Source organism: Paenibacillus sp. LjRoot56, from assembly GCF_964253335.1.
Lineage (GTDB): Bacteria > Bacillota > Bacilli > Paenibacillales > NBRC-103111 > Paenibacillus_E > Paenibacillus_E allorhizoplanae.
Genome location: NZ_CAXURV020000001.1, coordinates 2,024,785 through 2,044,545, shown reverse-complemented (window position 1 = coordinate 2,044,545; position 19,761 = coordinate 2,024,785). Strand labels below are relative to the sequence as shown.

General features: G+C 46.8%; 19 protein-coding genes. All 19 read right to left on the bottom strand.

The features are described from left to right. Positions 1 to 105 precede the first annotated feature (105 nt). Positions 106 to 981 (bottom strand): 5'-3' exonuclease, encoded by an 876-nt coding sequence (locus ACSQ8O_RS09160; RefSeq protein ID WP_436241310.1) that lies wholly within the window; start codon positions 979 to 981, stop codon positions 106 to 108. Positions 982 to 1,115: 134 nt separating this feature from the next. Further along, positions 1,116 to 1,658, bottom strand: coding sequence for an NADPH-dependent FMN reductase (gene ssuE, locus ACSQ8O_RS09155; protein ID WP_436241309.1), 543 nt, complete (start codon positions 1,656 to 1,658; stop codon positions 1,116 to 1,118). A 166-nt stretch (positions 1,659 to 1,824) separates the two neighbouring features. Then, positions 1,825 to 5,067, bottom strand: coding sequence for a phospholipid carrier-dependent glycosyltransferase (locus ACSQ8O_RS09150; RefSeq protein ID WP_436241308.1), 3,243 nt, complete (start codon positions 5,065 to 5,067; stop codon positions 1,825 to 1,827). An 81-nt stretch (positions 5,068 to 5,148) separates the two neighbouring features. After that, a complete protein-coding gene (locus ACSQ8O_RS09145; RefSeq protein WP_235550349.1) occupies positions 5,149 to 5,379 on the bottom strand; it encodes a DUF7667 family protein in 231 nt (76 codons plus the stop codon). A gap of 173 nt (positions 5,380 to 5,552) precedes the next feature. Continuing rightward, entirely contained in the window at positions 5,553 to 5,744 is a 192-nt protein-coding gene (locus ACSQ8O_RS09140; protein WP_056609441.1) for a hypothetical protein, read from the bottom strand. A gap of 184 nt (positions 5,745 to 5,928) precedes the next feature. After that, positions 5,929 to 7,104, bottom strand: coding sequence for a DNA sulfur modification protein DndB (locus ACSQ8O_RS09135; protein WP_436241307.1), 1,176 nt, complete (start codon positions 7,102 to 7,104; stop codon positions 5,929 to 5,931). Continuing rightward, the gene (locus ACSQ8O_RS09130; protein WP_056609438.1) at positions 7,104 to 8,270 is read right to left on the bottom strand and encodes a DNA sulfur modification protein DndB; all 1,167 of its coding nucleotides are present in this window, start codon (positions 8,268 to 8,270) and stop codon (positions 7,104 to 7,106) included. Before ACSQ8O_RS09130 ends, ACSQ8O_RS09135 begins: the two co-directional genes overlap by 1 nt. A gap of 88 nt (positions 8,271 to 8,358) precedes the next feature. Beyond that, positions 8,359 to 9,534: an aminotransferase class I/II-fold pyridoxal phosphate-dependent enzyme gene (locus ACSQ8O_RS09125; RefSeq protein WP_436241306.1), complete on the bottom strand. Its 1,176-nt coding sequence runs from the start codon at positions 9,532 to 9,534 to the stop codon at positions 8,359 to 8,361. A 31-nt stretch (positions 9,535 to 9,565) separates the two neighbouring features. Next, positions 9,566 to 10,666, bottom strand: coding sequence for a site-2 protease family protein (locus ACSQ8O_RS09120; RefSeq protein ID WP_436241305.1), 1,101 nt, complete (start codon positions 10,664 to 10,666; stop codon positions 9,566 to 9,568). Positions 10,667 to 10,673: 7 nt separating this feature from the next. Then, positions 10,674 to 11,039, bottom strand: coding sequence for an arsenate reductase family protein (locus ACSQ8O_RS09115; RefSeq protein ID WP_436241304.1), 366 nt, complete (start codon positions 11,037 to 11,039; stop codon positions 10,674 to 10,676). A 127-nt stretch (positions 11,040 to 11,166) separates the two neighbouring features. After that, positions 11,167 to 12,108 (bottom strand): RluA family pseudouridine synthase, encoded by a 942-nt coding sequence (locus ACSQ8O_RS09110; protein WP_436241303.1) that lies wholly within the window; start codon positions 12,106 to 12,108, stop codon positions 11,167 to 11,169. Beyond that, positions 12,105 to 12,674 (bottom strand): cob(I)yrinic acid a,c-diamide adenosyltransferase, encoded by a 570-nt coding sequence (locus ACSQ8O_RS09105; protein ID WP_436241302.1) that lies wholly within the window; start codon positions 12,672 to 12,674, stop codon positions 12,105 to 12,107. The genes ACSQ8O_RS09110 and ACSQ8O_RS09105 overlap by 4 nt, the downstream gene beginning before the upstream one ends. Position 12,675: 1 nt before the next feature. Further along, positions 12,676 to 14,268 carry a cobyric acid synthase gene (locus ACSQ8O_RS09100; RefSeq protein WP_436241301.1) on the bottom strand — a complete coding sequence of 531 codons (1,593 nt, stop codon included), beginning with the start codon at positions 14,266 to 14,268 and terminating at the stop codon, positions 12,676 to 12,678. After that, positions 14,261 to 15,367, bottom strand: a complete 1,107-nt coding sequence (cobD, locus tag ACSQ8O_RS09095; protein ID WP_436241300.1) for a threonine-phosphate decarboxylase CobD — start codon at positions 15,365 to 15,367, stop codon at positions 14,261 to 14,263. The genes ACSQ8O_RS09100 and cobD overlap by 8 nt, the downstream gene beginning before the upstream one ends. Before the next feature lie 39 nt (positions 15,368 to 15,406). Further along, positions 15,407 to 16,228: an adenosylcobinamide-GDP ribazoletransferase gene (gene cobS / locus ACSQ8O_RS09090; protein ID WP_436241299.1), complete on the bottom strand. Its 822-nt coding sequence runs from the start codon at positions 16,226 to 16,228 to the stop codon at positions 15,407 to 15,409. Then, positions 16,204 to 17,202 carry an adenosylcobinamide-phosphate synthase CbiB gene (cbiB, locus tag ACSQ8O_RS09085; RefSeq protein ID WP_436241298.1) on the bottom strand — a complete coding sequence of 333 codons (999 nt, stop codon included), beginning with the start codon at positions 17,200 to 17,202 and terminating at the stop codon, positions 16,204 to 16,206. Before cbiB ends, cobS begins: the two co-directional genes overlap by 25 nt. A 32-nt stretch (positions 17,203 to 17,234) precedes the next feature. After that, positions 17,235 to 17,795 carry a bifunctional adenosylcobinamide kinase/adenosylcobinamide-phosphate guanylyltransferase gene (gene cobU, locus ACSQ8O_RS09080; protein WP_436241297.1) on the bottom strand — a complete coding sequence of 187 codons (561 nt, stop codon included), beginning with the start codon at positions 17,793 to 17,795 and terminating at the stop codon, positions 17,235 to 17,237. Between the two features lie 26 nt (positions 17,796 to 17,821). Further along, on the bottom strand, positions 17,822 to 18,958 hold the full coding sequence (locus tag ACSQ8O_RS09075) for a nicotinate-nucleotide--dimethylbenzimidazole phosphoribosyltransferase (protein ID WP_436241296.1): 1,137 nt from the start codon (positions 18,956 to 18,958) through the stop codon (positions 17,822 to 17,824). Between the two features lie 23 nt (positions 18,959 to 18,981). Continuing rightward, positions 18,982 to 19,758 carry an ABC transporter ATP-binding protein gene (locus ACSQ8O_RS09070; RefSeq protein WP_436241295.1) on the bottom strand — a complete coding sequence of 259 codons (777 nt, stop codon included), beginning with the start codon at positions 19,756 to 19,758 and terminating at the stop codon, positions 18,982 to 18,984. Positions 19,759 to 19,761: the final 3 nt, after the last annotated feature.

The window sequence follows — 19,761 nt, the reverse complement described above, 5'->3', positions numbered from 1 at the left end:
GGTAATCAAAAAAACCGTCATCTTTGTTCAATTTTCAGTTTCCGCTACGCGTTGCAAAGAAAAAAAGACAGCACCTGAGTACAGGCACTGTCCCTATTTGATGAATTATCCGATCAATCTCGCTAATCCTTTATACGCAATTTCATCGAATTTGCTAATGACCTTCTCCCGATCCATCGCCCACGCGCAATCTTCAAGTGCGCAAGCGACCGGCGCATCCAAGCGAATCGTTGCCAGATCAAGCGAAAGATGCAGCATATCCAGCTCCGCTTCGATCTTCGCACGCACGCCTTTCGGAAGTGCAGCTAAGTTCTCGAGGATACCAGCAATGTTCACATATTCGTTAAGCAGCTTGGTTGCCGTTTTCTCTCCAATCCCTTTAACCCCTGGATAATTATCTGCGGTATCACCCGTTAACCCCTTCAGATCAATAATTTGGGCTGGGGTAAGACTTTTCTCTTGCATGAGTGTTTCTAGTGTGTACACCATGTAGTTGGATTGCCCTTTTTTCATAATAATAACTTCGGTATTCTCATCCACGAGCTGTAGCATATCATGATCGCCGGTTAAGATCTGGACTTTCGTGTGGGGGCTATAGAAACGAGCCAAGGTTCCGATACAATCATCTGCTTCATAACCTGGGACGCCGACATTCGGAATATTGAAGCTGGCTGTCACTTCTTTGACCAGATCAAATTGTGGGATTAACTCTTCGGGAGCAGGTCCACGATTCGCTTTGTAGGCTTCAAATTTCTCCGTACGGAAGGTCTTACTTCCCATATCCCAACAACACACGACGTGAGTCGGTTTGAACGTGCCGATCGCATCAAGCAAATATTTCAGAAATCCGTACACACCATTGATCGGCACGCCATGATCAGTTCTCATGATATAACCACTTGATGATGTTGCATAATAACCGCGAAATAATAAGGCCATGCCGTCTACGAGCAGCACAGATTCGGATGAATTTTGTGACATTGATAATAGCTCCCATTCCTGTGAAAATATGAATTATTCATTACAAGTAGTATAGCACGCCATACAGGTTCCCGACACGCAAAAACCCGCCATCAGCAAAAGTTACCAAGGACGGGTTAGCGTGTGCTATGTAATTAGCGGCTCGTATGCCATTTAATTTCCTGAATGAATTCCGATACGGACTCTTTCAAACGCGAAGTGATTTCATCATCGAGGATCGCTTGTCCTTGATCTCCCCACGTCACTTGTTTATCAAGCACGTACACGCCTTGTAAAATATTCTGTGCACCTAGGACAGACAACACCGGTTTGAGTGCATAATCGATCGCAAGCAAGTGCGCGTAGGTTCCTCCAACCGCTAATGGTAGCACGATTTTACGCTCGAGTCCTTTTTGCGGCAGCAGATCCAAGAATGCTTTCAACACGCCTGTGTAAGAAGCTTTGTAGACAGGCGTAGCTACGAAAACGGCATCCGCTTCAGCCACACGCTTACTCGCATCCACAATGGCTTCACTGTCGAACTTTGCATATAACAAATCCTCAGCAGGCAGGTCGCGAACCTTGATCCAATCTACTTCTATACCTGCTTGCAGAAGCTCGCTCTTGGCAACTTCAATTACTCCATGTAATCGGGAGGTTGGGGTTGGACTTCCAGAAATAATTACTACTTTAGCCATTTGATTCACGCTCCATTAGCAATTTGTGGGTGAAAAAAGAGACTCCGCCTCCATGTTTTCGTGTACATAGTGGGAGTCTCCTGCTGTTCGGTCGACTTATTTCAATTCATAGTAATTCACTTGGAATTATATTACCATGGCTTCTAAGTGACGTCAATCCATCATCTTAAAAGAAATTCCAGCCCGGCAACCATCTTAAAAAGAACGAGTATTTCGCCGGTATAATCATCCCCGATAGAATCGGATAGAACAGTGCGAATAGCACGAAGACGGCAGCTAAGTAGCCGTAGACCCATCTTCTTCGGTGCAGCGGTCCTTGCTCCAAATAGTCCTTGATGTAATAGGTCAAGATCAGTACCAAGAACGGTACCATTGCAAAATAGTGATAAATAAACGTTAGTCGCGGTACCAACATCCACGGCAGGTACTGTGAGCAGTAAGCAATGAGCAGCATGCGCAGCAATTTATCCTTGCGTTTGAATGCGAGATAGAAGGACATCAGCACGGCAATAAAACCTGGCCACCACACCAACGGATTACCGAAGGAAACGATGCTCGAAAGCATGCCCTGCGGCATCAGCTTCGCTTGATAATACCAGATCGGGCGTATCATCATCGGCCATTCCCACCATGGTGAGGAGAACGGATGCGTAGCGACGAGATCCTTGTGGTATTTGTACATATGAACCTGATAAGTGACAACATCCTTCAACTGATGTCCAGGACCGGGTACCATCATGAAAGGGATATAAGATAGTGTGTAGACGCCTAACGGTACAATAACAAACATGAGTACGCACCACAGGATCGTAAGCAGTGTGTTTCTTACGAAAGTCTTTTGTACCTGTAGGAGCTTCGTAGATTCTTCTACAGAGAGAAGATCTTCATATACGCCTTCGCTCTCCTCTATTTCAGAATCGTCACGGCTATTCTCCCGCAATACTCGCTTGGCAAATTGGTACTCTCTGTACCGCTCCCATAACGAGATGAATAATAGGACGGCCAAGCCGGCACCACCATAGATGACAATCCATTTGGAAGCAGCACCGATCCCGAAGAATAAACCTGAAAGTCCCAATGGGATTAGCGTCGTCCACAGCTTTTCACGGAAGAAGCTCAACGTTGTATACCGGTACATGAAATAGAACATGAGCATGATGAAAAACACACCGTACACATCAATCGTGGAAATTCTTGTTTGGGCAAAATGCATGAAATCAAAGCTGAGTAAAAAGGCAGCAATAAGGGCATATTCGGAACGGCCAAACATCCGCTTCGCGAACACATACATAATTGGAATCATGCCTACTCCGAATAGCGTACCGATAATACGCCAGCCGAATGGATTTAAACCGAACACGTAAATACCGATGGAAATGAAAATCTTGCCCAGCGGCGGATGCGTGCTTTCATACGGCTCGATTTTGTTGAGATGCTCATAAGCCGTTCTTGCATGATAAATCTCATCGAAATACGTGCCATTCATGTATGTAGGTGTATAGGGGACGACACTTGCCTCATCAAATAAATGAGCTGTTTTCCCATTATCGGCAGCGTCAACATCTACTTCCTTCAGACTAGCGATCTGTAATGGCGTCGTTCCCCCATCTCCGAAAATTCCGATTTCATGAAGATGCAGCTTCGCACTCTCTTGTGTATCGATCACAATTTTTACATAGCGAGCTTCTTTATTCGCTTCTACGGTATGCCAGGTGAACACCTTCGTGTGGTCGGATTTAACCGCCGTGGCATCCTGCCATTGTTCACCATCCTTCGAAAACCAATAGGAGTAAGCACCTTCCCCAACGCCAGCAAAACTATTTATTCGTGTAATCTGATGCGTGCTGCCGAGATCAGCAATGACCGTCTCTCCTCCATGTGTTGGCTGCCAGAACGTCGTGGGATCCTTATGTCCGCCTAGATGGAATAGCGCAATGATCGCATAAACCACCATAAGAACACCTAAATATAAGACATCTTTACGCGAGAAAAAGCGCCCGCGCTTCCCTCTTTCTATATGATCCTCTCCCTTATGGAAAAGTGCCTTCCATAGTGAGGTTTCTCTGAGATTCGTTGCTTTCTCTTCCAGGTCATCTTCCATTGGAAGAACTTCGACCTTGTTGTCAACTAGAGGCATAGTCTCCTCCACAGTTACATCCCCATCTGATTTCACGAAAAGCCTCCATCCCAATATACAAGCATAGACAAACATCATAACATTGATCGCCGAAACCGTCAGCATCAAAGGATTATATCGCGGAATGTGATAGTCCTGATGAAAGCTCCGCAGGAGTACATCACCAATATTGATAAAATGCGTAATACTAAAGCCGATAAACAGCCATAGAATTCGGCGATCCTTTAAGTATATGAAGCTCGTCAATGCTAACAATAGGCCGTAGTGCAAGTAGCGCTCATGCATTTTGGTCATACACATAAACATTGCCGTGATAAATAAGAACGAGATGTATAAGACGGCACCGCGCTTATTTTTACCTAGCCAATAAAGTAGACAGACGTATCCGATGGACAGAATCATTAATACGACTCCAATCCATTTATAAGACAAATGCCAGAAACCACTGTTGATGTCCACGAAGTTCCCGCCAAGAAGTGCGAACAGATTAAACGCGTTAAGTGATGCATATGGATAGGAAGCTAACGTGCCAGAGTACAATTCGATCATCCAGCCATAGCCTCTGCCCATTGCAAAAGGAAGTGAAAGAACAGCCATTGTTGCTACGCCTGTCAACACGCTAAGCAGCCAAACCATCAACTTGCGTGCCCTTATTACATCTATCAATAGGAAAATACCGAACAGCAGCGCTTGAGGTTTAAGTAACAGAGCAAGTGCGATAAAGAACGCGGCTTGCGGCAGTTTGCCTTTCATCTGCATCAATAATGTAGCCACAATAAATAACATGAAAAAAGAATCTACCTGTCCCCATACCGCGGAATTCGCCCAAATGGCAGGGTTGAAGGCAAATAGGGCAGCAATCCAGAGCGCCTGTTTCCAGGTACGTGCTCCCTCATGTTTACTCATCGCTAGTCGAAATAACAGATAAACAGTCCCAAGATCTGCAAGGATTGCTGGAAGCTTAAGGATAAGTAAAGAGCTGCCGCTTTCCCAAGGAATAGACAGCTTATGATGTACAAAGCCCACAACGTATAGGACATACATGTAGCCAGGGGGATAATCTAGGAAATAATCTTTGGCATTCTTATATAAGTCCCTTAATCCTACCGTATAAGCGCGATCTGCCCACGCCATGAACGTTCGCACGTCCGTATCATAGCCTACCCATGTGGGGGCCAAAACCAGTCTAAGTATGAGGGCAATCAGAAGCATGAATCCTAAAAGAAAAAATGTATAGGGAGCTACTCCCCGGTGCTTGAACCAGCTGACCATGCGACATCTCCTTAGCTATGAACTATCCTCATTATACCTGTCCACACTCTTGCAGAAAAGGAAAAAAGCACCGACGGTTAGTCAGTGCTTGGGTTCAATCTTTTCGATACGCTCACAAATGTCATGCAACCAATCATAATCCCCTGTCAGTGAGGCACAGAGCGATAAATTTTCTAGTTTTAATCGATTCCATACATAAGTCGCGTTTGCTTCCATGCATAGCATTAATTCCTCTTGCTCGCCTCGAGTTAGCTCTCGGGCTCTGCGTAGTGTCCATAATTCCGCCATACGTTGATGAACGGCTAACATCATTCTTAGCCCCCTGCCGGGTGGAGTCGCTTTCATTAGCTAGTATAGACAAACTTAGAAGACTCGAAACAGTGTCCTACTCTCTTTGTGGTCATTGCTTTTTATGTGAAAAAGGAAGAAAGCAAGAGAGCTCGTCTACTCTCTTGCTCCTTCTTACTCTCAATTGGGTACGATCATTAAGGAATATGAACAACAGCAATTTTATCAATTGGGAAATAGAATACAGTACCAGCACCATTAGCAATAACAACATTGCCATTTTGGATACCTAGAAATCTACCTTGATGATTTGGTGTAGTGCCAGCATGAATCGTAATAACCGTACCAAGTCCAACATGAGCCAAAGTAGCATATACGGAGCAACTCATTGTGTTTTCCTCCCTTCAACCTTTATATGATATCGTATGCTAGTTCTTTATTTTTGATATAGACAAATGATTACTAGGATTCGTATTTTTTGAGACTATTGATCTCACATAGGGGATATGAACAAAAAAAGAACCCCTTCAATCTCAATTCTCATTGAGATCGAAAGGGTTCTTGGGTTTCTAGCTATGCAGAGGATACTTCTTCGGAATCACTTGCAGAATCCGTACCTTCTAGGAAGAATTGCACGAGCTTCGCATGTTTTTTTAACGACTTCTCGTGAATGAGGTTGATTTTGCCATTATCCAACGAGCCAAATACATAGATTAACTCTTCATTGTCATGTGACCAATCGAAGCCTTCTAGCAATTGTAAGGACTGCGTCCACTCATCGTTATATTCACCATTCGGGAATAAGAAACGATTCGCATACAGAGCAATACTTTCCTGAATCACACGGTTCGCGGATGTGTATTGTGCCAAACCTGGCTGTTCAGGCATCATTGGTAGAATCGTATTGAAAAATTGATGCAAGATTTCAACATACGTCGATGGATCATGTCGAATTTTACGTTGCAGTTCATAAGAAGGCTGCATTCTACCTGAGAACAGCATCGTTGCCGTTGCATACAACCAGCTGAAACATGTAAAGTTACGGTTAAAAGAGGTCAAGTTACTGCGTCTCTCTACACCCGCTGCCTTCAAATACACATTGTGGTCCACGACCTGTTGAATAACCAGGTTCAGCGGATCAATCGAATCAAAAGAGTGACCCAGTTCTTTGCTAACCAGCTGCACTTTGGAGTTGATGTCACCAAATAACTGCTGCTCTTCTTCCTCCGTTAAGCCGATATAAATTTGCACAGCAAGCTGTGTTTCCATCAGGTCCAAACGTCTACCCTCAAGTTGATTAATCGTGCCTTCTGTTTCCTCAACCTCTTGCTTAATCTCCGCATCGTCACTAAACTTCCGTTGCTTAATCTTCAGCAGAGCCAGCTTCTTCTCGAAGCGTCGTACTTCTTTCTGCATCTGATCATTCACGTAACCAAGTGCTAGAATCCGATGCTGACCATCTAGGATGGAAAGCTTAGAGCCGTGTCGCAAGAGGAACTCCTTCGCTCCCTTGGAGAGTTGGTTCACCTCGCGAAGCGATAAGGTTACAGGACCGAAGAACACATGATCCAATTCGCGTTCTTGCAAATAAGTCGAAATCTTCCGGCGCTGCATATTACTCAGCTTCCGTTGAACCATGGGATCGATCATCGTATAGTTCAGCAGATCCTGAACGCGCAAAGCCACAGTCGCGAGACCGAACTTTTCGCAGAAAGGATGGATAGTCATTTTCAGGCGTAATCCTTCCATTAGCTCACGTCCTCCTTATTCGCAAAACTAGCTTTATAGTCTTCTGCATCACTGATTAGGAATGCATTCTGATCTTGATAAAAGCTCTTAATGTGGTTGTAAGCTTTCATGATACGTGTACGTCTTGGTAGACGATCTTTCTCTTCTCCAGCATAAATACTATTCCAGTTGACATGCGGCAATATTTTCAAAGCATGTTCTAGTGCATAGCGATTAAAGCTGCCTGTTTTCGTCGCTTCTTCATGCATGAAGAGAGCTAACGCAATTTGAATATTCTCAGACCACACGATTTCACCTTTGGTTGGTGATGGCAAGTGTGTCAATAATCCGTTAAAATAGCCGCCTGCCAGCGAAATAAGCTCTTGCAAATCTTTATCCGCATATTGATAGTTGTTATTACGAGCAGCAGATTTCATTCGCCCTTCAAACAATCCCACTAGAATCTCAATCAACAAGTGGTAGGAGAATAAATACTCCGGCGATTTGCCACGCTCTGAGAACATATCGACAGTTAGCTTCTGCATCGCAGGCGCTTTCGCTGCTAGCTCTGTAGCTGCCACATGGTAGAACCGGCGTTGATCACGAAGGACAGCCAAGTTGCCTCCAAGCTTACGAGGAAGCTTGTTAATATCAGAGAATAATTGACGTTCTTGACGTGCATTAATGTCTAGATAGGTCATTGTTGAGATTGGGAACGCATATAAACGACGCAGCTTTTCCGTAATCTCATCCATCTTGTCGTATTCACGACGATCTTTGGCACGTGCCATTTGACTTTGCAACGTTTCCATAATCCGTTGGAATGCCGCCAAGCGATGCTGACCGTCAACGACATACAATTTCTCAATCGGCTGTAAGCGAAGGGCTTGGTGGTCCTCATCGTAATGTCCTGCGCCTCTTGCTGAGAAAATGATGCCAGGGAAATAGATTGGCTGGCGATCTTCCAAATATAAATTCACATAGTCAATTAACTTTGAGAGGTTCCGCGGAATAATCGCACGTTGTACTTCTAAATCCACCTCAAAAATAGAAAATAGTTTGCTAATAGGTAATGTAGCAGCGATTGTCGCTTGACCGAACGTCTGTCCTAAAATTCCGGGAATCTCTACGTACGATGACGGCTTCTGTTCAGCTAACAGCTCCGATAGTGAAGAAATGGCATCCATATACTTACCCCTTTCAACGTATAAATTTTCTCAATCTTATACCTAAATATGTCTCTCATTCTCCTATTTTTACCAAAATCTCTAACTTTCATTCTAAGGTCCGAAGCCAATCTCCTATTCGCCTTGCTGCCTCAAGTAATCGAGCTTCTTCTTGCACTAAAGCAATACGGACAAATCCTTCTCCTTCAGCGCCAAATGCATAGCCAGGAATAACAACAACACCTGTCTGAAACAACATTTCCCGGGAAATTTGTCGAGACGTCCACCCCTTAGGGATTGGAGCCCAAATAAACATCGTTGCTTTTGGTGGTGGAATGATCCAACCCGCATCATTTAATGCCGAAATAAATGAATTTCGTCTTTTCTCATACATACTTGAGACAGAATGATCGCTTTCCATATCTTCTTCTAATGCTGCAATACCTGCTGTTTGTATAGCCCCAAATACCCCGTAATCAATATTCGATTTCAGCGTCTTCAGTGCCTTAACTGCATCTGCATGACCAGTTAGAAATGCGATGCGACAACCTGCCATATTGAAGCTTTTCGATAAAGAATGGAATTCAATAGCAACCTCCTTAGCACCTTCAATCTCCAAAATGCTCATGGGCTTATAGCCGTCAAAAGCCATTTCGGAATAGGCAAGATCATGTACTATAAGCAAATCGTGCTTCTTCGCATACGAAATCAAATACTCAAAGAAAGCATGATCTGCAACAGCAGACAACGGATTGCTTGGGTAGTTTAGCAAGATGAATTTCGCCTTAGCAGCCACGTCATCTGGGATGTCCTCTAGTTGGGGTAAAAAATGATTTGCTGCACGCAGCGGTAGTAAATAGGGTTCAACCCCTGCCAAGACAAGGCTTGCCGAATATATGGGATAACCTGGATCAGGGACAATGGCCATATCCCCAGGATCACAGAGAGAAAGCGCTAAGTGAGCAAGCCCATCTTGTGAGCCCATTAAGGTTAAGATCTCAGTTTCAGCATCTAGCTGCACACCGAATCGATAATTATACCATTTAGCCACCGCTTCGCGAAAGGCCAAACTCCCTTCGGATGTTGGGTAACCGTAATGTGCAGGATTACGAACTGCCTCTGCCATTGCTTCCAAAATGCGATCTGAAGGAGGCTGGTCAGGACTTCCTATACCTAAATCTATGACGTCTACCCCTTGGTTCATAACCTCTCTCTTCCATTCAGCAACTTCCGAAAAAATAGCCGAGCCTAGTTTCTGCAGCCGTTTGGATCCTTTAAATGTCATAGATAGCTTCCTCATTATGTGAAATGTGATGTTAGGAAATGATGCCGACCTGATGAACGAGTCTTATCATATAGAGCAAAAATAAGATTAATACCAAATAAGAGATCCCAAACTTCCAGCGGGTCTTAACGGGTACGTCATAATAACTTTCTTGCATCCCAAGTGGGGAGTATTCCACTTGAACCTGGAGGCCAAGGTGCAAGCCATCCTCTTTATTCATGCGTTCTGCTTTTACTAATTGCACTCGCTTAACAGTCGCCTGCACAGGCAAATATGCGTGCCCTTCGAATCCAATCGCATGCCATGACATAATCAAAGTTTGTCGGCCCGCACCTGGTCCATGCAGCTCCGAATAGGTGATATAATCCAAGTCACGTGTATGACTTTCACCTGGGATCATATAGCCTTGCTGCAGCAAATGATTGGCCGGAAATTCGAATCGTGTAGCGACCGTTACGCGTTCTTCTTTATGGCGATACCGCACATATTTCTTGTATAAATCCCAGGCAAACATCGCCCAGATGATCAAGAAAATAATCTTACTCGAAAAGTAACTATCGAGATACACAATAAGGATGAGCCCGCCAACTAAGCCAACCAACCATAACCAGCGTGTTACGGCTGTTGAGATTCGTCCGCCGTCCAAGGGATGTATTGGCAGCAAGTTGATCAGATTCAGATAAAAAGCAGCGTAGGCAACGGAAACGATCACTGCTGAATCAAAATAAACACCTACACCAAAAGCAGCTACGCCTCCAAGAGTCCCCAGAACAGGACCTCCTATACCTATAAAGGCTTCCGTTGCTGCATCAGTTGGATTCTTTTTCATTGTGATCAACGCACCGAGGAATGGGATGAAGACTGGTGCCGAGACGGGTAACCCCTTCAGCTTCGCTGCAAGCACATGACCTAACTCATGGATGAGGATCATAAGTACCAGACCAATCGCAAACGGCAATGGCGCCAAGTAAGCGTAAGCCCAGATTGTGATAAACATCGAGATGACAGCGCCGCCAATTTTCCCAAACTTCAAAGCGGCAAGCAGCAGCTTGCCTTGTGATAAGAGGACAGCGATAAATCCGCCAATGGCTAGTGGTGACTTCTTACGTGTTGGTTTCTGGTTGTCTCCCACGTCCCTATCACCCTTTCGCCCAAACATCCTCAAACACATCTTCTTTGAAGCCTACGGTCACTTTATGTCCATCCGTTACAATAGGTCGCTTAATTAATCGCCCATTCGAGGCTAGCAAATCAAGCATTTGTTCTTGTGACATACCTGGCAGTTTGTCTTTCAAATTCATCTCTTTGTAGACATCACCTGATGTATTGAAAAACTTCTTAATCTCAAAACCACTGAGCTGAAGTAAATCCGCTAGTTCCTTCGCAGAAGGCGGCGTTTCAAATAAAGCGATCTGATCTGTAATCTCAATATCATGTGCTTTCAGCCACTTTACGGTACTCCGGCACGTCCCACATTTATCGTAACCATACACTTTAATTCCCACGTTGTAATAACTCCTTTATGCTGTATGTTGATCAAATAGCACTACTTAAAATTTTGGGCTAATTGTTAAGGAAAGTCAAGTAATTGCAAAGAAAAACCATCCAAAAATTGGCATGGTTTCGGTTTTATTACCTTTTTTCAACTAACCATTGCTCAAGTTCAGATAAATCGGCAGGTAATGGCGCGTTAAATTCGGTCCATTCCCTTGTACCTGGGTGCACAAAGCCCAGTTTATACGCATGAAGTGCTTGACGATTCAAGCTTTCGCTAGCTTCTAGTTCAGCTGCATGCTCCCCGTACTGAGGCAATGTGTACATCTTATCCCCCAACAGCGGATGGCCCAGATGGCGCATATGCACACGAATTTGATGCGTACGTCCCGTTTCGAGCCAAATTCGGACAAGAGCCGCCTTCTCGAATTGTTTCACGACCTCATAGTGGGTCACCGCACGGTATCCGTCAGGCCTAACAATACGCACATGCGGCTGCTCGTCATCACGATCAATGGGCTCATCGATCGTTCCTGTAGGCTCAGCAACCGTGCCCCAAACGAATGCGAGGTACTCTTTTTTCACGAGATGCTGAATCATTTGCTCGGAAATTTGCTGATGAACATACGGTGTTTTCGCAATGGCTAGGACACCCGAAGTTTCTTGATCCAATCGATGCACCGGGCGGAAACGGCACGTAATCCCTGCTTGCTGCCAGTGGAAAACAACGCCATTCGCAATTGTATTCACATAATGACCATGCGTCGGATGGACGATGACGCCCGCATCCTTAGCGAGGATGAGCAGATGCTCATCTTCATGCAGAATGTGCAGCGGAAGCTCCTGAGGCAGAATATCCTCCGATTGCTCTTCCTCCATCCGAATTTCTACACGATCGCCAGCCTTCACTTTGATATTGATGTACTGCCTTTCCCCATTAACCGTAATCCCACGCTCGGTAAGCTTGATGCGGGATAACAATTTTCGTGAGACCATCAATCTTTTTTGGAGCACTGTTTTGAGGATGAAGCCTTCTTCCTCTGGCGGGACAATGTATACTAATGGTTCATAGTAGCTCATGATTTACGTTTAAACACCTCAGCACTGCGTATATATTCCACATCTGCAATCCCTTCACGGAAATTCGCTGTGCGAGCAATCGTGAAGAAAAAGTCTGACAATCGGTTCAAATAGCGGCGCACCTCGGGATTAATCTCCTGTGTGCGGGCTAGTGTAACGACAAGCCGTTCGGCTCTACGGCAAACTGTACGACAAACATGTAACGTTGATGACACAGTCCCGCCTCCAGGCAAAATAAAGCGAGTGATATCTGGCGTCTCAGCATCATATTTATCAATCCAAACTTCTAACGCATCTACCATATCTGCCGTTACTTTATAAGGACGCAAATCCTGCTTCAGCAGCGCAAGATCTGAACCGCAATCGAACAACTCATGCTGAACCTGCAGCAAATCAGGCAATAAATCCGGGTATTTCTGCGGATCCATGAAGCTCATCGCTTGACCTAGAAAGCTATTCAGCTCATCCGTCGTTCCATAGGCCTCGACGCGATCATCATCTTTGTCCACACGACCACCAATCACACCGGTTTGGCCAGCATCTCCCGTACGCGTATATATTTTCATCTTAAAACCCCTCCCGTTTCTTAGGATGTGTTACATCCATCATCTCATAAACGCGCTTCATATCCAAGTGAGCTCGTACATGGTCAGCCAATCGATCAAACGCAGCTTCCCGGCGCTCCTTATAACGTAGCCCTTGTAAGATTGGGGATAAACCCTTTTGTAATCGAATCTGGTTCAACCAAGCTCTACGGAAATCATCATTGTGCAAAATACCATGGATATAGGTTCCCCACACACGGCCATCTAGCGAAACGGCTCCGTCAGGATGCAGGGAAGTTTCATGAGGTTCCTCTAAATCCGTGCTTAATTGAGGAGCTATTTGAAAAGGAGGTACGTTATCATGCACATATTGCGTCCTACCCATGTGAATTTCATAGCCGTCGATCACAAAGTTCGATGCGAAAAGCGTGCTGACACCTTGTACCCTTACCGTTCGTTTATCCGGCGTGAACACCGTTTCTGTCGGAAGTAGCCCTAAGCCTTCAAGCCTAGCATGCTCCGATTCGTACCTGCCAGGATCCGAGAGTGTGACACCTAGCATTTGATACCCTGCACAAATACCAACGATCCAACCTTTGTCCTCATGAGCAAAAGAAACTAATTGCGCAGCCAGACCTGACTCCTTCAGATAGCGCAAGTCTTCCATCGTATTCTTACTTCCTGGAAGCAAGACGACGTCCGGCTCTCCCCATTCAGCTAAGGAATCAATATATCTGAAATGAATATCGGATTCTTCTTGCAGCGGATCAAAATCTGTGAAGTTCGAAAGACGAGGCAAACGAATGACGGCAACGTCCAATTGATCTGAATTTTTTCCTTGATGGTTCGAAGACCTTCTGCTTAGCGTACGTTTGGAATCGAGTGATGCTGAGTCCTCGTCCTCAATTCCAAGCTGCTGCAAATAAGGAATAACGCCAAGCACTGGCTTCCCTGTGCGCTCTTCCAGCCAATCCAAACCAGGCTTCAGCAAGCTGACATCCCCGCGAAATTTATTAATAATAAAGCCTTTCACCCGGTCTCGTTCCTCTGGAGTCAAGATTTCAAGCGTACCCACAATCGAAGCGAACACCCCGCCACGATCAATATCAGCAACCAGCAGCACCGGTGAATCTGCCCAACCAGCCAGCCTCATATTGACGATGTCGCGATCTTTCAGATTGACTTCCGCTGGACTTCCTGCCCCTTCTAGAACGACAATGTCATATTCGCTTCGCAAGCGTTCTAAAGCATCTTTCACGATCGCCTCCGCTTTTGGCAAATAAGACTCTCTATACGCCCTTGCATCCAAATCTGCATAAGGCTTCCCATGAACAACAACTTGAGCGACCATGTCTTGTTTAGGTTTGAGCAGAATCGGGTTCATATCTGTCGTAGCGACAATTCGGCAAGCATCAGCTTGCACACCTTGCGCCCTGCCTATTTCTTTACCATCGAATGTAATGTAAGAGTTGAGGGACATATTTTGCGATTTAAAAGGCGCTGTCTGCCAACCGTCCCCCACGAAAATACGGCATAAGGCCGCCGAAAGAATACTTTTGCCAACATCGGAAGCTGTGCCTTGAATCATGAGAACTGCTGACTTTGATTCACGCATGGCCTGTACCTCCGCTCCTTGTTAAATCGTTCATCATCCTGCGTAAGGCTTGTAGTAAACGCTCATTATCCTCACGAAGACGAATGGCTACGCGACAATAACGTTCATTCAACCCTTCGAATAATGAAGCATCCCGAATTAGAATTCCTTGGCACCCTATATACTTTTGAGCCTGTTTTACACTAATCCCGCTCGACACAGGAAATGAAAACAACAAGAAGTTCACATCACTTGGTACTACTTCCAAGCCGATATGACGCAGTTGCTCTATCAGCCAAGGCTTCTCGACGTTCAGCCACTCCCTTGTGGACTGTTCGAACGCTTCATCTCCCAGCACCGCAACCCCCATCTTTTGAGCGAGATAATTCACACTCCATTGTACCTGCTGCTGTCGCAGTTGCCGAATAAGATCAGGGTGAGCTACCATAAAACCTAGACGAATGCCTGGGATTGAATAAAATTTCGTCATTGAACGGATCACAATCAGGTCTTGGCTTGTTGAGGCAAGTTTCAGCAGCGAATGCTCAGACTCCTGTGGAACAAAATCCATAAAAGCCTCGTCGAGCACAAGCTTACGCCCACTCTGAAGCAGATTGCTTAGCACGTTGCGAGGAATTAGTTTACCTGTCGGATTATTGGGATGCCCGAGGAAAAACAAATCAACGATTGGCAGCGCTGCTTCGACATCTTGCCATTGTAGTTCGAATTGATGCTCAGGAAGTAAGGGGATATTCGTTAGCTTGCCACCCGTTTTGTGAACGGCTTCCTCATACTCGCTAAAAGATGGCCTAGCAAGCCCCGTCATGTTTGGCTTCACTACCCGGATAATCAAATCGATCAGCTCTGCGGCACCATTGCCAACTAAAATACTCTCTGGATCAATCTCATATTTCTGAGCTAGTTTTCGGCGAAGCTCACGCACCGCAGGATCTGGATATTTGACGATATCGCGCCAGCTCGCTGATAGAATCTCCTTGACCACCTCTGGAGGCCCAAGAGGGTTCATATTCGAGCTGTAATCCAGAAACTGTTCCTTAGGCAGATTAAAAGCTTCTTCCGCTGTCCACAGATCACCTCCATGTCCATAACGCTCTAACATAATGGTCATTCCTTTCACGAAAAGATGACAGATCTTATCCTACATGCCAAAGATGATAATGACGGCTAACAATAGCACGCTCTCCAGCAGCTCATTTAAAGCACCATATGTATCTCCTGTAAGTCCGCCAAGCTTGCTGCTGATATAAGCTGCAATTCCGCTTCCAACTAACATGGTGATGGCCATAAAGCTTATAACGATACTCCAATTCGGTAATAAAATTGTGTAGTTATTGTAAATGCATAGCGTAGTCGTTAATAGGGCTACTAAAAGAGATACCGTAACATGCTTGCTGTTAACGCCACGAAACAGACTGCCTAACCCCGAATGTGGCCTTGCATAAGGCCACATTCGAATGGCTGCAACCATGAACCAACGACTCCAAATCGGCACGATGGCCAGTAAGAGCAGCATGTTACCTCGTTCCCCTGCTTGGTTGGCATCCAGAATGGTATAGAGCAAGGAAAATTTTAGTAAAAGATGCAGGACGCACACAATAACGCCCATTGCACCCACGCGGCTATCTTTCATAATCTCAAGCATTTGCTCGCGAGGACGGTGACTGAGGATCCCATCTGCGGTATCCATTAGGCCATCCAGATGCAGTCCGCCTGTAAGAATGACCCAGATCGTAAGGAGCAAGACGGCTGCAGGCAAAGTTGGCAGTACATAGGAGAGCCCAGCTCCTGCCAACAGGAGAAGCAGTCCGATTATGAAGCCAACAAGCGGGTAAAACAATGAGCTGCGCTGGAATACGCGCTCGGTATAATCAATCTGCACCGGAATCGGCAGACGCGTTAGGAATTGAAAGGCGGCTACACAGGCTCGCAGCCAGTCTACCAAAGCATGAGTACGACGCACAGGAGTCCTCCCATCACTACAAAACTGACGCCGTAGAGCATGCTCACGGCGTTCACGATATCCCGCTGTGTTCGCGGACGCAGCGGCCAGCCCAAGCGGGCGCGCTCACTAGCAGCGCCGCCATAGACGTTCAGCCCGCCGAGCTCGATCCCGAGTGCCCCGGCTACCGCCGACTCCGGGATCCCGCTGTTCGGGCTGGGGTGTAGATGCGCGAAGCGGCGAATCGCCGCCGCCGCGCGCGGAGCTGAGAGGCCCGGCTTCGCCAGGGCCACGAGGATCAGCAGGATCCCGGTGAGCCGCGCCGGGATCCAGTTCAGGGCGTCGTCCCAGCGGGCCGACGCGGTGCCGAAATGACGGTATCTGTCATTTCGGTAGCCCACCATCGAATCCAGCGTATTCGATGCACGGTATAACATCGCCAGCGGCGCACCGCCGATGAGCGCATAGAACAAGGGCGCGATGACCGCGTCCACGATGTTCTCCGCGACCGTCTCCACGACGGCTCGCGTGAGCTCCTCCTCGTGGAGCGCATCAGTATCCCGGCCAACGATGTAGCCGGTGTACTTGCGAGCATCCACGAGATTGCCCTCACGCAGCGGATTGTAGACCAGATACGCAGCATCCTTTAAGCCTTTGATCGCCACCGTCGTGGAGATGAGCCAGGTTGATACTGCGTACCCTAGCCACGGATGAATATCATTTGCGAAATGTACCAGCATAAGTACCACAATAAAACTCAGTGTAATTGTGGACAGCATGAGTAGGAAGCCCTTCAGGCGCAGCCACTTTGGATGGTTACCTTCTATGGGGCTCAATATATCTTCTCTCGGATGCAGTCTGTCTTCTACCCAGCGGATCCAGCGTCCAATGAGTATGACGGGATGCGTAGGCCATTTGGGGTCACCAATCAACCAATCTAATGCTATTGCAGCAGCCGTCATCCAGACGATTTCCTGCCATGTATATATCCACATAAGGGCTTCACCATTCCGTACTTACTTCCCTATTAGTCTAAAATATAGGCATTACTTTTTAATTCGATCGGGATACCGACCGTAACCAGAAAAACCTGCTGACAGACTTCAGCTATACGCTGATTCATCCGTCCAGCCAAATCTCTGAATTGACGGCCAAGCGGGTATTCCGGCACAATACCGTCGCCCACTTCATTCGTAACTAAAATAAGTTGTCCACTGTAGGAGGACACGACATCCACGAGCTCGTCAATTTGATTGGATACGAGTTGAACTGCATGGCTCTCCTGCTCGTAATAGAGCAGCCAGTTGGTCAGCCAGAGTGTCAGGCAGTCCACTAACACCACGGCATCCTCACCGCTCTCCTGAAGCTGCGTGAGACAGTCTCGCAGCGCATACGGCTCCTCCCGGGTTTCCCAAGGGAAACCCGAGTGAAGCCTCGTCTGCTGGTGCAGACCAACCCGCTCCCTCATTTCCTCATCGTAGATGTAGGAGGTCGCGATGTAAACCCCACGCTCGCAGCGATGCATCGCCAGCTTCTCCGCGAAGGAGCTCTTGCCGCTGCGCGCGCCGCCCGTTACCAGAACCGCCATCGTGTTCGCCTCCTTCTCTCTGCTTGTTACTCCCTCGAAACGCCTGCGCTTTCGAAGGTCGCCATTTCCTTCATGATCTTGCCTGCGGCATCGATCAAGTTGAATACAAGCACTGCGCCTGTACCTTCGCCAAGTCGCATATCCATCTGCAGCATCGCTGCGAGGCCAACCGACTCAAGCACCTTCGCATGCCCCTGCTCCTGCGATAAGTGCGAGGCGAGCATGTAGGACGCGCTTAGCGGAGCTAATCGGCTCGCCACAAGCGCTGCGGTCGACGAGATGAAGCCGTCGACAACAACCGGGCAGCGATGCTTCGCTGCGCCCAGGATCACCCCAACTAGTCCGGCGATCTCCAATCCGCCGACCTTACTCAACACCTCAAGCGCATAATCACTGCTTGAGCCAGCACCTGCTTTTGCACTTGCACTCTCACTCGCACCCTCACTCGCACCTACACCCGTACCCGCATCTTCCCCACGCCCACGCAGCCCATTAACGCGCAACGCCCTATTCACAACCGACTGCTTGTGCAGCCAAGTCGCATCGTCAATGCCAGTTCCACGACCTACAGCAACGTAAGTGTCTACTCCCGTCAACGCACACAAGATCGCTGCGCTCGCCGTCGTATTGCCAATTCCCATTTCACCCGTAGCGAAAAGTCGGTAGCCTTTTGCCACCAAATCGTCCACGACCTCACTACCTGCTAGAATAGCTTCAATTGTCTCCTCCAAGGTAAGAGCCGCTTCCTTCGCCATATTGCGCGTGCCTTTTCTAACTTTGCGAGAGACAAGATTCGGATGCTCCAAATCTGCATTAACCCCCATATCCACACAAACCACATCAGCTCCAGCATGTCTAGCAAGAACATTAACAGCAGCCCCGCCATATAGGAAATTGAGCACCATTTGAGGTGTCACTGCCGCTGGGAAGGCACTGATGCCTTCCTCACAAACACCATGATCACCAGCCATGACAATAACCGCTTTTTTCTCAAAAGTCGGTATCACTTCACCTGTAATCCCAGCGACTTGGCGTGCGATATCCTCAAGCTTTCCCAAGCTTCCTTGCGGCTTCGTCAATTGATTCAAATGGTCATTGGCTTGAACAGCCACCTCTTGATGGATCGGTTCAATCACGTTAATCAAGTTATGTAAATTGTTCATTATCATCTTCCTCCGGACTCTCATTATTTCCCAGGTTGTAATAATATCTGCGGTACCTCACTAATAGGATGCTTAAGAACAATCGGCTCTGTTCCGTATACTTCAGCTATTTGTGTACTTGTAATAATTTCTGCAGGCGTTCCAATGGCGGTTACTCGCCCCTCATGTACGATCATCAATCTCGTGCAATACTGCGCTGCCAAATTCAAATCATGCAGAACAGCTATAACCGTTAGTTCCGACTCCTGCTGCCAAGAACGAATATAATCCATCATCTGTATTTGATAACCGATATCTAGAAAAGTAGTTGGCTCATCGAGCATGAGCAAGCTTGGTTGCTGGGCCATCACCTTGGCCAACGCAACGCGCTGCCGCTCCCCACCACTCAGACGTTCAATCGTACGGTCTACAAGCCCTTCCAACTCAAGCTTTGTGATAATAGCATCAATGAGTCCATCCGATTCAACCTTATCTTCACCTAGCCAATTTTGGAACGGGTAGCGTCCCATCTCTACAACTTCCCGAACCGTGAAACCAACCGGAGGCAACGCATCTTGCTGAAGTACAGCGAGCCATTTGGCAAGCTCTTTTCGCGAATACGAGGATACCTTCTTTCCTTTTAAAAGCACATTACCATGCATGACCGGATCCATGCCGGATAGGAGTCGCAGCAACGTAGATTTGCCGCTGCCATTAGGACCAATAATCCCAAAAAACTCCCCATGCCCGACCTCAAAGCTCATATTATCTAGCACTTGTTGTTCTCGAAAGCTCTGAATGAGCCCCTCCACTTGAATCATCGT

Coding starts and splice junctions, on each gene's coding strand:
- ACSQ8O_RS09135 (WP_436241307.1), bottom strand. CDS start 7,104: ATGGAAGGATTACGCCTGAAAATGACTATCCATCCTTTCTGCGAAAAG.
- ssuE (WP_436241309.1), bottom strand. CDS start 1,658: ATGGCTAAAGTAGTAATTATTTCTGGAAGTCCAACCCCAACCTCCCGA.
- ACSQ8O_RS09160 (WP_436241310.1), bottom strand. CDS start 981: ATGTCACAAAATTCATCCGAATCTGTGCTGCTCGTAGACGGCATGGCC.
- ACSQ8O_RS09070 (WP_436241295.1), bottom strand. CDS start 19,758: ATGATTCAAGTGGAGGGGCTCATTCAGAGCTTTCGAGAACAACAAGTG.
- ACSQ8O_RS09125 (WP_436241306.1), bottom strand. CDS start 9,534: ATGACATTTAAAGGATCCAAACGGCTGCAGAAACTAGGCTCGGCTATT.
- cbiB (WP_436241298.1), bottom strand. CDS start 17,202: ATGTGGATATATACATGGCAGGAAATCGTCTGGATGACGGCTGCTGCA.
- ACSQ8O_RS09075 (WP_436241296.1), bottom strand. CDS start 18,958: ATGAACAATTTACATAACTTGATTAACGTGATTGAACCGATCCATCAA.
- cobD (WP_436241300.1), bottom strand. CDS start 15,367: ATGTTAGAGCGTTATGGACATGGAGGTGATCTGTGGACAGCGGAAGAA.
- ACSQ8O_RS09105 (WP_436241302.1), bottom strand. CDS start 12,674: ATGAAAATATATACGCGTACGGGAGATGCTGGCCAAACCGGTGTGATT.
- cobU (WP_436241297.1), bottom strand. CDS start 17,795: ATGGCGGTTCTGGTAACGGGCGGCGCGCGCAGCGGCAAGAGCTCCTTC.
- ACSQ8O_RS09150 (WP_436241308.1), bottom strand. CDS start 5,067: ATGGTCAGCTGGTTCAAGCACCGGGGAGTAGCTCCCTATACATTTTTT.
- ACSQ8O_RS09110 (WP_436241303.1), bottom strand. CDS start 12,108: ATGAGCTACTATGAACCATTAGTATACATTGTCCCGCCAGAGGAAGAA.
- ACSQ8O_RS09100 (WP_436241301.1), bottom strand. CDS start 14,268: ATGCGTGAATCAAAGTCAGCAGTTCTCATGATTCAAGGCACAGCTTCC.
- ACSQ8O_RS09130 (WP_056609438.1), bottom strand. CDS start 8,270: ATGGATGCCATTTCTTCACTATCGGAGCTGTTAGCTGAACAGAAGCCG.
- ACSQ8O_RS09140 (WP_056609441.1), bottom strand. CDS start 5,744: ATGAGTTGCTCCGTATATGCTACTTTGGCTCATGTTGGACTTGGTACG.
- ACSQ8O_RS09145 (WP_235550349.1), bottom strand. CDS start 5,379: ATGATGTTAGCCGTTCATCAACGTATGGCGGAATTATGGACACTACGC.